Source organism: Vibrio sp. Isolate23, from assembly GCF_022398095.1.
GTDB lineage: Bacteria > Pseudomonadota > Gammaproteobacteria > Enterobacterales > Vibrionaceae > Vibrio > Vibrio coralliilyticus_A.
Genome location: NZ_JAKEUV010000001.1, coordinates 1,077,839 through 1,090,591, shown reverse-complemented (window position 1 = coordinate 1,090,591; position 12,753 = coordinate 1,077,839). Strand labels below are relative to the sequence as shown.

13 protein-coding genes are annotated in these 12,753 nt (G+C 43.9%); 7 read left to right on the top strand and 6 right to left on the bottom strand.

Features of this window, described 5'->3' with window-relative positions; all coding sequences use genetic code 11:
• Positions 1-83: 83 nt before the first annotated feature.
• Positions 84-575 carry a GNAT family N-acetyltransferase gene (locus tag L1D31_RS04890; RefSeq protein ID WP_239835940.1) on the top strand — a complete coding sequence of 164 codons (492 nt, stop codon included), beginning with the start codon at positions 84-86 and terminating at the stop codon, positions 573-575.
• 30 nt (positions 576-605) lie between these two features.
• On the opposite strand, the gene L1D31_RS04885 is transcribed toward L1D31_RS04890, so the two are convergent.
• A complete protein-coding gene (locus L1D31_RS04885; RefSeq protein WP_239835939.1) occupies positions 606-1,583 on the bottom strand; it encodes a phosphotransferase in 978 nt (325 codons plus the stop codon).
• The gene (locus L1D31_RS04880) at positions 1,580-1,867 is read right to left on the bottom strand and encodes a GNAT family N-acetyltransferase (protein WP_239835938.1); all 288 of its coding nucleotides are present in this window, start codon (positions 1,865-1,867) and stop codon (positions 1,580-1,582) included. Before L1D31_RS04880 ends, L1D31_RS04885 begins: the two co-directional genes overlap by 4 nt.
• Positions 1,868-2,038: 171 nt before the next feature.
• On the opposite strand from L1D31_RS04880, the gene L1D31_RS04875 reads away from it, so the two are divergent.
• Complete coding sequence (locus L1D31_RS04875) at positions 2,039-2,776, top strand: flagellar brake protein (RefSeq protein WP_239835937.1); 738 nt, start codon at positions 2,039-2,041, stop codon at positions 2,774-2,776.
• 67 nt (positions 2,777-2,843) lie between these two features.
• On the opposite strand, the gene L1D31_RS04870 is transcribed toward L1D31_RS04875, so the two are convergent.
• A complete protein-coding gene (locus L1D31_RS04870) occupies positions 2,844-4,274 on the bottom strand; it encodes a methyl-accepting chemotaxis protein (RefSeq protein WP_239835936.1) in 1,431 nt (476 codons plus the stop codon).
• 276 nt (positions 4,275-4,550) lie between these two features.
• Here L1D31_RS04870 and L1D31_RS04865 point away from each other — a divergent pair, with 276 nt between their 5' ends.
• Positions 4,551-5,015, top strand: coding sequence for a GNAT family N-acetyltransferase (locus L1D31_RS04865; protein WP_239836385.1), 465 nt, complete (start codon positions 4,551-4,553; stop codon positions 5,013-5,015).
• Here the strand turns inward: L1D31_RS04865 and L1D31_RS04860 are convergent.
• Positions 5,012-5,914: a DMT family transporter gene (locus L1D31_RS04860; RefSeq protein ID WP_239835935.1), complete on the bottom strand. Its 903-nt coding sequence runs from the start codon at positions 5,912-5,914 to the stop codon at positions 5,012-5,014. The two genes, L1D31_RS04865 and L1D31_RS04860, sit on opposite strands and share 4 nt — an antisense overlap.
• Before the next feature lie 220 nt (positions 5,915-6,134).
• Between L1D31_RS04860 and L1D31_RS04855 the strand changes: the two genes are divergently transcribed.
• Positions 6,135-6,491 carry an acyl-CoA synthetase gene (locus L1D31_RS04855; protein WP_239835934.1) on the top strand — a complete coding sequence of 119 codons (357 nt, stop codon included), beginning with the start codon at positions 6,135-6,137 and terminating at the stop codon, positions 6,489-6,491.
• 37 nt (positions 6,492-6,528) lie between these two features.
• Here the strand turns inward: L1D31_RS04855 and L1D31_RS04850 are convergent, their stop codons facing one another.
• Positions 6,529-7,680: a tetratricopeptide repeat protein gene (locus L1D31_RS04850; RefSeq protein WP_239835933.1), complete on the bottom strand. Its 1,152-nt coding sequence runs from the start codon at positions 7,678-7,680 to the stop codon at positions 6,529-6,531.
• A 352-nt stretch (positions 7,681-8,032) separates the two neighbouring features.
• Between L1D31_RS04850 and nagB the strand changes: the two genes are divergently transcribed.
• The gene (gene nagB, locus L1D31_RS04845; RefSeq protein WP_239835932.1) at positions 8,033-8,833 is read left to right on the top strand and encodes a glucosamine-6-phosphate deaminase; all 801 of its coding nucleotides are present in this window, start codon (positions 8,033-8,035) and stop codon (positions 8,831-8,833) included.
• 61 nt (positions 8,834-8,894) lie between these two features.
• Here the strand turns inward: nagB and L1D31_RS04840 are convergent, their stop codons facing one another.
• The gene (locus tag L1D31_RS04840) at positions 8,895-9,674 is read right to left on the bottom strand and encodes a PilZ domain-containing protein (RefSeq protein WP_239835931.1); all 780 of its coding nucleotides are present in this window, start codon (positions 9,672-9,674) and stop codon (positions 8,895-8,897) included.
• A 365-nt stretch (positions 9,675-10,039) separates the two neighbouring features.
• Between L1D31_RS04840 and rsgA the strand changes: the two genes are divergently transcribed.
• Positions 10,040-11,095, top strand: a complete 1,056-nt coding sequence (rsgA, locus tag L1D31_RS04835) for a ribosome small subunit-dependent GTPase A (RefSeq protein WP_239835930.1) — start codon at positions 10,040-10,042, stop codon at positions 11,093-11,095.
• Between the two features lie 210 nt (positions 11,096-11,305).
• Entirely contained in the window at positions 11,306-12,523 is a 1,218-nt protein-coding gene (gene sstT, locus L1D31_RS04830) for a serine/threonine transporter SstT (RefSeq protein ID WP_239835929.1), read from the top strand.
• The last annotated feature ends 230 nt before the right edge of the window (positions 12,524-12,753 follow it).

Sequence of the window (12,753 nt, the reverse complement as noted above, 5' to 3'; positions counted from 1 at the left end):
AAAATAAGTTAAAACAATGCTTTATCTTTAAGTCCTTGCTCGTTATTGTTGAGCTATGTTTAACCAGTCGAGAAGGTAATAATATGGAAATAACAATTCGTCCGACTCAAGTCAGTGATGCCGCCGCAATGTGTGAGATCTACTCTCAACCTAAAGCACAACGCGAAACTCTCCAATTGCCCAAACCCTCTGTGGCAATGTGGACACAAAGACTGGAAAACATGCCTACCGGTATTTATAGCTTTGTCGCGGAATTAGATGGCAAAGTGGTCGGAAACATAGGTTTTGAGCATTCTCAGCGGCCTCGTACCGCTCACAGTGCGACTTTCGGTCTAGGTGTTCATGATGACTATCATGGTATGGGTATAGCTAGTAAGCTGATTGAAACTGTACTTGATTTAGCAGACAACTGGCTGCAAATAAAGCGCGTTCATCTCGAGGTCAATACGGATAACGAAGCGGCGATCGCGTGCTATAAAAAATTTGGCTTTGAAATTGAAGGCGAAGCGAAAAATTCGGTTTTCAGAGAGGGCAAATACCAAAACACTTATTACATGGCAAGGATCAAACCATAGCCGTGTAGCGACATTATGTTAAAGGCTTCCTTATAGGTAAGCCTTTAACATATCAATAGCCCGATGAGCCAAAGCTTCCGTATAAGCATTGATTTTCCAATGATCCGGGCTCCATCCTTTAACAAAACGATGGAAATCTGCCCAAGCAATAGCAAATAACGGTCGCCAAGTTTGCTCTACATCAAACGCATCGGTTTCAGGCATTAAATCACTTATCGCTATTTTCAGGTGAGTAAAATAAGTATCCAAAATCCACTCCTCCATATCATTGCAATCTTCAGGCTGTACAGCACTACTCATAAAGAGAACGACATCCTTCATCGCGCAACCTCTACCCACATACTGGAAATCGACAGCCGCGGCCTTTTGGCCATCAGAAGTAAAACAGAAATTCGCTAACTTCGCGTCACCATGAACTAAGGTTTGATAAGGTGCATTACCAAGCACCTTATCAATATCTTTCGCAGCTTGTTTGAGTGACATATCATCGAGCGCCGCCAGTTCATCAGGACGAGTATCAAGGTGCCAATAGGTGCCTGTTTCCCACAATCCTTCCCCTTTCTCTCCGATATGTGAAGCATGAAACCATGCTAGCCACTTGAGCACCGCTTCCAAATGTACTTTTTCAGCCTTGTGGCACATCTCGCCATAACCAAGCTGATGTAAGTCTTCCATCACCAAAAGGTGCTCCATTCCTTTTTGATCCACAATAATGGGTTGTGGCTGCGGACAATGAACATGCTCACGTGCCGCAAAATGTCGATACCAGTGTAACTCGACGTCATAAGACTTAAGTTTCCGCTGATGTGAAAGTGCTGTATTCCAGCCTCTGGGATGTTGATCAGGCTTAGGCAAGTGAACATGTTTTATCACGATACTGGTTTGATCGACATACAACCTAACCAACTCACCGTAGCCACCCCACAAAGGTTGTAAAATCTCTCTATGTTCTAATTTTCTGTATCCCAAGCGCTGACATAACGCTTGATAATCATAGATTTGCTTCATGACGGCTCAGCAAGCAAGTGAGACCACTCTGGGTGACGTGACAAGTAATGGACAACATACGTACATATAGGGTTGATTTTCACTCCTTGTCGCTCAATCTCAGGCAAAATAGCTTCCATCATCACCTTACCGTACCCTTTTCCTTGCAACTCTTCTGGGACTTTAGTTGAAGTAATGACATAAACACTACCCTGCACATCAAACTTCATGATGGCGTCATGTTCACCCTCTAGGTGAACACGAAAAAGTGAGTTTGGTTCATCAAAAACTACCTTATGTGACATACGGACTCCTAAAAATGATATCTAGCTCAAAGTTATTGAGCGTTTTGATATTTGAACAAACGGTAAAGCACACATAGAATCGGAAACCATCAAAGAGAATAATAAATCCTCAATGAAGAATAACTTGGCCTACAACTAAAACGATAGCATGGCGACTCTAACGGAGGCTAGATGAATACTCAGGCGATTGCCAGTAAAGAACAATCTTCACGATCATCGGCGAGGGAGAAAAGCGTTTCAACATTGAACAGCACTGATGCATTAGCAATGTTAGAGCATGGCGGAGAACTTACTATTGGTATCACTACCCCAGTAGGTACCACTTTTAGGTGTAAGACAACATTCATCGGCTTCCACTCTCAAAATTTGGTTCTCGCTGAGTTGCCTAAAGTCTCAGATAGCGATCTCGGCTTTTTCTTTCAGCCGGGATTTTGGGCTACGATCAGAGCGATTTCTCACCGTGGTGAGGGCGCCATCGTCCATTTCCGAAGCCAGCTCGAACACGTGATGACAGCACCTATACCGATATTCGCATTGACGGTCCCAAACACTATGCAGGTTACTCAACTGCGAAAAGAGCCAAGATACGATGTCAATCTTGCCGCACGTGTTAATGCATCAACTCATCGACTCGATTGCCAAATTCGAGATTTATCCAAAAGTGGTTGTCGCTTTGTTACCGCTCCACTTAGCCGAGCTTTTCAAGTTGGTGATACGATAGCATTGGAAGTCTATTCTGGTATAAATAAGTCCAACCACTTTGAACCTCTATTCGGCAAGATCTGTAACCTGCAAAGCTCTTCACACTATGCTCGCTATGGCGTACAGTTCGATGAAAATGGCACAGAAAATGCCAAGCAACTGCTAGCGAATCTCAAGTTTGATGGCACCAAACTGACACTGCGATAAAACGCATCAACCTTCGAATACAAAAAGGCTTGGTTCTCACCAAGCCTTTTTATTATCCAATTACATTTTAAGTACGATACTGTTTAAGAATATCAGCGAGAGAAATCGATGCTTTGGTCAGATTTGCTACGCCTTGAGACGACTTCTCCGCCACACTACGGATAGTATTAGACTGGGTACGTATATCACTCAGTTCTGAAGCGATATCGTTCGCAACAGCACTTTGCTCTTCTGCAGAGGTGGAGATCTGGATACTCATATCCATGATACCTCGCGCAGACTCCGAAATTGAGTTTACATCCTTCCCTATGTCTTCAATTAGATCACTACTGGTTTGTGCTTGCTCAACCGTTTGTTGAGTAATGGAGGCGATGTTCTGGCTCTCCGACTGCAGTTTTTCGATCATAGACTGGATCTCCACCGTCGCGGCCTGAGTACGGCTGGCTAGAGTACGTACTTCATCTGCCACAACGGCAAAACCTCGACCTTGCTCACCGGCACGCGCTGCTTCAATCGCTGCGTTCAGCGCCAACAAGTTAGTTTGCTCAGAGATAGCATTGATTGTGGTTATCACTTCATTAATCTGAGTGGTATTGTCATTCAGAGTCGAAACTGAGCTAGACGCCTGCTCAATGTAACTAGACAGTTTTTCAATCTCGTTGATCGCGGACTGAACACGCTTGTAACTACCATCGATATGCTGAGAATCTTGCTCTGCTTGATCTGTCGCCTGCTGAGAAATATTCGACACCTCTTTCGCTGAAGCTGTCATTTCTTCCATCGCGGTCGCAACCGAATCTAAAGAGGTGTACTGGTTGGTGATCTGAGATTCACTCAATCGCATTTCTTGTTCAAAAGACGCAGACGTTTCACTCATTGTCTTCGCATTCTCTTTTACGTTGTTGACCAAATCGGTCAAGGTATCCATTGCTTTATCAAGCGCACACCCAATGGTGCCAAACTCATCTCGACCAGGGTGGAAGCCAAGGCGAGACGTCAGATCACCCTCACCAATTTTCTGAGTCGTGGTATACAGCACCCAAAGAGCCCCACCAATAAAGGTAGCGACCCAGTAACAAAACACCGCAAACGGAACAGCCCAGACAAAGCTAAAGAAAAAAGTGGATAAAGCCTGAGAGCGTGCTTGCTGATCTTGTGCCTGATTGTTCATGGTCAGTTGGTAAACATTGCCATCTTTACCCGTTTGAGAAACCGTCACAATCCCATTGTTATACGTCGGTTCATCGACACTAGACACTTTACTAATATTAGCTTGGCCCACTATCGATGCTTCAGTACCTGCACTCATCACACCGTCAAGTCGATGAACCGCAACTGAGATCGCCGAACTTTCAATGTATTTTATTTTAGAGTAATAGTTTCCGCCTGCTATGCTGCCTACAGCGACAAGAAACAAGGCAAAAATCACCCACATTTTGTCATTAATAGACATCTTAATAAAAAGCTTGTCTATCGTTCTGAACTCTACTTCTTTCATGTTAACTCTGCCTCCTCTAACAATGGCTCCATGCCTGGGTGTTGGCTATATAAAATTATCGGCCTATAAGAGTAATTTATGAGACACGAATCAAGTAACAATGAAATGTAATACTAATGAAATGTCATTTATGAGATCCAAAACCCACTTATATAGGTCGACGTCCCGCAACAAGTCGTTACATCCACAATTTTTGAGCAACTCATGGATGAATTGCGATTGAAAAAACCACCCTACAGAATTAGATTATTTTAAACCCATCGACAAGGAGGAATGATGGATATTAAAACCGATCAACTTGACCACCCTGAAGTGATCAAACTGCTCGAGGAACACCTCGCAGACATGAATGCAACCTCACCACCAGAAAGTGTCCACGCTTTGGACACTTCGGCACTGAAAGCAGCGAATGTCACATTTTGGACCTGCTGGAAAGATGAGCAACTACTAGGTTGCGCAGCCATCAAAGCGCTTTCTGCAACACATGCGGAGTTGAAATCAATGCGTACCACACCAGCGGCTCGCAATCAGGGCATTGCTTCAAGTTTACTGTCATTTGCCATCGATCAAGCAAAGCTTAGGGGTTATCAACGCATCAGCCTTGAAACTGGTTCTATGTCTTTCTTCAAACCTGCCAGGGAGCTGTATACGAAATTCGGCTTTGAGTATTGCTCCCCTTTTGCAGACTATCAGCCAGACCCTAATAGTCGCTTCATGACCTTAGAGTTAAGTAAAGTTTAGCTAGAAACCTGCTCGGCAAGCCGAGACCGTTTCAACAGTCGAGCAGGAGAGAAACCAGTGACGAGCATGGTGCCAACTAATACGAGCACTGTGCCAGCAAAGGTATTTAGGCCAATAGGCTCATCAAGAATCAAAGCTCCCCATAGAATTCCAAATACTGGGATCAAAAACGTCACAGAAAGCGCAGACGCCGCACCTTCATCCGCAACTAAACGGAAATAGAGTAAATATGCAATACCAGTACACAGTACGCCTAGTGCTACAACCGATAGCATTTCATAGCTACTCGGCTCTCCCTGCATAGGAACAAATGGTAACAGGGGGAGAATCCACAAAACAGCCGCCCACATATTGCCGTGTGCATTTTCAAATGATGCCACTTTGGGCGCGGTTTTGGTGTAGTTAGTGGCAATACCATAACAGCATGCTGCCATCACACTTGCCACGATAGGTAGCGCCGCACTGATACCAATGTTAACCGCATCCCACCCCACTAAGATCCCAACACCTGTGACACCAAGCAACATACCAAACACGGCTTTTCTTGTCAGAATTGACTTATGCCATACAGCACCAATCAAGGCTCCCCAGATCACAGAGGTTGAATTGAGCACCGATAATGTTGATGCGTTCAAAGTTTGCGCAGCATACGCAAATAACAAAAATGGTAGAGCGGTATTAAATAACCCGATTATCATAAAATGCTGGAAATGCTGTCTAAACGCCAATTTCTTGCGTAGATAAAGAGAAATAAGAAACAAACTCAGCGCAGCAAATCCGACTCGAAACTCAATCAAATATGCCGGTCCAAAAGTATTGGCCGCTATTTTCATAAATAGAAACGACCCGCCCCAGATAGCCGCAAGACAGATTAGACGTAAAAAGCTGGCAGTAGACATGAATTATCCCTCTTATTGTTTGCGCCTAATGTGAATCAATTGTTAACTAGAATCAATCATAAAATGAGTTACATTTCCGAAAGTGGCGAATAAAAAATAGAGAACTAAACACACAGATATGACACTTTTCTCATCTACTGAGAAGTCATCACATTGATCCGCTCGCTTATTAGATAAGTTGCTCTTAACTTAATTCCTTTCTCTCTGATTGAAATCTAGTATGAACTTAATCGTCAATATTAATCGGCATGTTAGAGAATATGGGTTTGAAATGGCCACAAGGCAAGCATGGCGCTGTGGTGTGAAAGCCAACCTAGTCCAACGTATTATTGGGGTTGCTAAGGGGCAGGTTGTCTGTGTCATTGAAGGGGTGAGAGCTGAATTGTCAACGCCTATGAACAACCCTCTCCACCATGAGAAAATACAAGGACGCTATATTTTTGTAGGAGGTATTGTCTGGCAACCAAACGATATCCTTGCCCCAGCTTTCCCCGAATTCATGTTCATGCATTTAAGAAATATCAGTAATAAACATAAATACATGACAGATGAACAACTGCAGGTAAATTTAGCGTAGCAAGTAACAAGAAGCCCCTGAAATCAAGGGGCTTAGTTTAGGCTTTATCGATATTGGATTGCGAGAAATCCAACTTTTCTTTCACTTCCGGTTCGCTGGGTACGGCTTCTATCGATTCTTCTACAATAGGCGGCACTTCACTCACTAAATCTAACTCGAGCTCCTCCTCACCTAACACATCCTGTTCTTGAAGCGGGATATTACGCTTGTATAGCTTATTGAGCGCCTTGATAACCGCGTGCTTACTTACCTTGTTATCGCGAATTTTTTTCAAAATCGGTTTCGACAATGACTGCAGGCCAACAACGGTATCGACTCCAATACTAAGTGCAACCTGATCTCGCAATATGCGAGCCTGCTCATGCCCTAGTTGTCCCGCTAGAAATAGCCATATATACGCAATGGAATTGCCATTAGGCCGTTGATCCATCCAAGCTTCGCCTGCGCTATACATTGCATCGGTATACCCTTTCTCAGCTGCTCGCTCTAACCAATAACAGCCTCGTGAAAAATTCGCAGTCACGCCAATTCCACGGATGTAATTAAGCCCAAGCTTCATACGACCCTCATTACTTCTCTGAGATGCCGCTTGCTGGTAATACTCCGTAGACAAGCGTGGGTTAGGCTCAGGGTTCTGAGGTGATGCAAACCAGTCACCCAAGAATATCAGTGCATCAAGGTAGTTTTGTTCCGCCGCCTGCTTCATGACTTGAATTGCTTTGCCAATATTTTGCTCAGTACCTCGACCATAAAATAAGGCCAATGCCATTTCGAATTTATGAGGAATGCTACCTTCCATTGCAGGAATACAGGTCTGCCAAAATTTGGCTTCTTCTCTCAAGACTAGGTCCTGATTCATTTTATTACTGATACGTACAACACCGTACATACCATTGACATTATCCAGTCTGGCCGCTTTGTTGTACCAATACAGAGCTTCTTTAGGCCTTGAACGTTCTGCCTCTTTAGCCAAAAAAAGGATTGTCGGAACATGGCCATTTTCAGCTTTATAAACTCGCTCTTCCTGCTCTTGCTGGCGATTTTTTTCCATTGCTTTCCGGTAAGCAACTTCACGCTCTTTACGCTCTTGTTCTAGTCGCTTCTTACGAAGCTGCAATGCAAGCATCCACATAAACAAACAAAGCAGCAGTAAACCAGTCGCGCCAATGGCGATCCCTATAACATTCATCTATATCTTTTCTTCACCTTCAACTGGCGTTTGCCATCTAAAATGCTTGTCGGCCAGTCACAACAAAAGTTAAGGAGTTATGCCTCCTTTTGTTTAAGTGTACCTCACTCCCACGATTAGTTGATGAATAAAATACAAAATATGCCACAGGAGCATATATTTGTGGCCTTAATTTTCATGATGAATTTTTTCGTTAAAAATCACGAGATGATCACTTGCCTTGAGATGATATAAAGCAGTTTGGCAAAGAAAAAGCAAAAATTGACCGAAAACAATAGCCGCCACTACAAACTTATTTTATAATGCAAATTAATGTTTCAGAGCATCACAATTTCAACATCAGAGGCAACCAATGAGACTAATCCCGTTAAACAAAGCAGCGCAGGTCGGTAAATGGGCTGCAGCACATATCGCTAAACGCATTAATAACTTCCAACCAACGGCTGAACGTCCTTTTGTATTAGGTTTGCCAACAGGTGGGACTCCTCTAGCCACTTATAAAGCGCTGATAGAGCTTTATCAGGCAGGTGAAGTCAGCTTTAAACACGTAGTGACATTTAATATGGATGAGTACATTGGCATTCCAGCCGACCACCCAGAGTCATACCGCTCTTTCATGTATAACAACTTTTTCAACCACATCGATATTCAGGAAGAAAACATCAACTTGTTAGATGGCAATGCGGTGGATCACGAAGCTGAGTGCCAGCGCTACGAAGACAAAATTAAATCATACGGCCGCATTAACTTGTTTATGGGCGGTGTAGGTAATGATGGGCACATTGCATTCAACGAACCAGCCTCTTCTTTATCTTCTCGTACGCGTATCAAAACCCTGACCGAAGACACTCGTATCGCCAACTCACGCTTCTTTGATGGTGACATCAGTCAAGTACCTAAGTATGCACTCACTATCGGCGTAGGCACATTGCTTGATTCTGAAGAAATAATGATTCTGGTCACTGGTCATAATAAAGCACTTGCACTTGAAGCGGCTGTTGAAGGGAGTGTGAACCATTTGTGGACAGTATCTGCGCTTCAGCTTCATCCTAAATCTGTCATCGTATGTGATGCACCTTCCACTCAAGAGTTGAAAGTTAAGACAGTCAAGTATTTTACTGAACTGGAAGCAGAGAACATCAAAGGCTTCTAGGCCATTTATTCGGATAACAACTCAAAAAGGCCTAGTCTACCGTCTAGGCCTTCCCATGAAGCTAAATAGTAAATTTCTGACTCATTTGGCAAAAGTGCAAACGCTCGATCAAACTGGCAACAGAATCAATACTGTCCTTCTCAAATTGCACACCAAGCTTACCGTAGCGGCTAGTCATCTTGATATTTCTCACTACAGCTTCGAGTATCTGTGGCTCAATCACTTTATCGCTTTCGGTTTCTAAAATATTGAGGGAAATTAAATCGCCTACTTTATGGTTAGTCAGGTGGCGCTCAACCACGATCAAGCAGCCAGTACTCGAAATATCTCGGATCTGGCACTGAACATTTTGGGACTGGGGCGAAAGCACACCGTCCAAAGCCAGCTCCAAGCGAGCACTTTCTCTCAATCCGGCAGCGACCTGAGTTGCCGCAGGCAAGGTGATTAAGAACAAGCTATTACCACCAGCATCAATCACATACTCAAGCTTACTCTTGAAATATATCCTCGCCCCTTCTCCTGACTCCGAAATGACACATGCTTTAATCGCATAGCCTCGTTGAAAAAACACCGCCACTTCTTTAGGTGATACTTTGGGTACCTCTAGCAGCATGAGATTATTCGAATGAAGGCCAATATACTTGGTTTTTCCTTTAAGATTTTTACCCGTTGGGGTAGTAATCAGAAAGGCAACCTCACTTAATGGTTTGACGTCATAAAATGCATCTTCACCATACTTAATGTTGTCGGGCAACGGCTTAGAGGGCTGTTTTTTTTGTTCCGGCTCAACAGAAGAGAGTTCTATCGCTTCCGCAGTCTCACTTTGGGTCGCTTCAGTCATTACGCAGTGATATCCATATAAACCAACTCACATAAACAGTTTATAAACAACCACTCAGTATCGGCAAGAAAAGTTACCGTCTGATTGACAACTATTGATATAAAGTTCAAAAAAAGAGCCCAGTAGAAAAGTATTGACGATAATGAATCAGGCTGAGTATGATCGCTTTGTAACCAAGGTAAACAAGCACTTTTAGGAGGATATGATGATTGTAGCAAGAACCCACCCGGCAGAATTAGTGAAGAAGCCTAGGTAATCATACGTTACCCCTTCCCTTCTCTTTGCCCGGTGTATTAAAACCGGGGTCTCAAGACCCTAGCTGACTTTACAAATGCAGAAGTCTTTCTGCAAGTCTGGGGTACACAATGAATATCAATCCCAAACAGCTCTTGAGCTTGCCTCAACTCGGCTGGAACAACTTATTTCAACAACAACTTACACTTGAAGAACTGGAACATAGCCTTATTGCACGTGTCACAGAGCACCACCGTAGTGGCTACAAACTGGTCAGCGATCAAGGTGAAATAACTTTACCGATCCGTAAATCACTACCCATGATGACTGTCGGTGACTGGCTGTTACTGAACCAAGAGCATGGCTTCGAGCGCCTGTTAGAGCGCCAGTCTTTATTTGCTCGAAAAGCAGCAGGCAGTAAAGTAGCAGAACAGTTAATTGCGGCAAATGTTTCAACCGTATTTATCGTTTGTGCACTGAATGATGACTTTAACTTGAACCGTATTGAACGCTATCTTGCCACTGCAAACGAGTCTGGAGTCGAGCCAGTGATTGTCTTAACAAAAGCGGATTTAGTTACTGATGCTGAAGCTAAACGTCAACAAGTTCAGCAGCTCGACCCTTTACTTATAGTAGAGATGATCAACGCACTTGATGCTAACCAATACACACCGCTTACGCATTGGTGTAAAACAGGCTCCACTATTGCGTTCATAGGATCATCGGGTGTTGGAAAATCAACGTTAGTCAATGGGCTCCTTGGCGCATCTGCCCAGCTAACTGGCGGTATTCGTGAGAATGACAGCAAAGGGCGGCATACCACTACAGGCCGCTCGATGCACTTTCTTCCCACAGGCGGGGTATTAATCGATACGCCGGGAATGAGAGAATTACAGTTGTTTGACTGTGCAGAAGGGGTTTCTGGAACCTTTGCAGACATCGAGGCGTTAGCCACCCAATGTCGATTCTCTGATTGTCATCACGAGAGCGAGCCCGGATGTGCCGTTACTCATGCGATTGAAACTGGTCAACTTGAGCATCGTCGGCTGAATAACTATCTCAAGTTAATGCGGGAGCAACAGCGTAACGGAGCGACGCTCGCTGAGCGTCGTGCTACCTACAAACAGCAGACAAAGATGTATAAGAACATACAGACGGCTAGCCGGAGCCGAAAACAAAGTTCGTAAAACGAGACAAGGGGCTACTCGCCCCTTTTTTAGTACAATAACGACAACATATATAACACAATATTCACACTTTAACATTCTTAATAAATGTTCATGCTAAAAATCAATTAATTCTAGACACATTATTTCAACACGCTAGTATTGTCCCACTCAGTTACCAATAACTGAAATTACTAGAAGTTCATAAAATAATTCATTGCAGGGATAACTATGCAACACAACTCTATTTTTGCCCGCTTTGCGCGCGGAAATCTGGTATTACAGATCCTAGCCGGTATCGTTCTCGGTGTCGGTTTAGCCACTGTATCACCGGAGTATGCACAAAGTGTCGGCTTACTTGGAAGCTTATTTGTCGGCGCACTAAAGGCCGTCGCCCCTATTCTTGTTTTTATTCTGGTCGCTGCATCTATTGCCAACCAGAAGAAAAACCAACACACCTACATGCGTCCCATTGTGGTTCTGTATCTTTTCGGCACCTTAACTGCAGCTTTGACGGCAGTAGTGCTTAGTTTCATGTTCCCAACCACATTAACACTGGTTTCCGGTGCTGAAGGGGCAACACCGCCTCAGGGCATTGGTGAAGTCATGAACACCCTACTGTTCAAGATTGTTGATAACCCGGTTAGTGCGCTGATGAATGCTAACTACATTGGTATTCTGGCGTGGGCTATTGGCCTTGGTTTAGCACTGCATCATGCCTCTGGAACAACAAAAGCAGTATTTGAAGATCTCAGCCACGGCGTATCTCAAATTGTTCGCTTTATTATCCGCCTAGCACCATTTGGTATTTTTGGTCTGGTGTCCTCTACATTAGCAACCACTGGTTTCGATGCTCTGGCTGGCTACGCTCAACTTCTGGGCGTTTTATTAAGTTCGATGTTGTTTATTGCGCTTGTTGTGAATCCAATCATTGTCCTTGTTAAGACAGGTGAGAACCCATACCCGTTGGTATTCCAATGCCTACGTGAAAGTGGTGTTACTGCCTTCTTTACACGCTCAAGCGCAGCAAATATTCCAGTAAACATGGCACTTTGTGAAAAGCTTAAGCTGGATGAAGACACATACTCAGTATCTATTCCGCTTGGCGCAACCATCAACATGGCTGGCGCAGCAATTACCATTACGACACTGACGCTAGCAGCAGTCCACACTATGGGCATTGAGGTCGACCTCATGACTGCATTGCTCTTGAGCGTGGTAGCAGCTGTCTCTGCCTGTGGTGCTTCTGGTGTTGCTGGCGGTTCACTGCTGCTGATTCCACTGGCTTGTGGCCTATTTGGTATTCCAAATGAAATCGCAATGCAAGTTGTCGCGGTTGGCTTCATTATTGGTGTTGTACAAGATTCTGCCGAAACCGCACTGAACAGCTCGACTGACGTTGTGTTTACTGCCGCGGTTTGTAAAGCAAAGCAAAAACAAGACATGTAACCATCAGATATTTAAATTAAAAATATTTGACTGAGGCCTGGCTAAATTAGCCGGGCTTTTTTATTGAAGTCCCACTTAGCAATCACCTGTATGCAGACCAAGCATTCCCTTTGTTACCCAAACAATAGCGTCAAACCAAACCAACTTAATTGGCAAATTAATTTCCATGATGGATATCTGCACATATACTTAATAACATAACAATCATTAGCGAATTATCATTAAGGAAG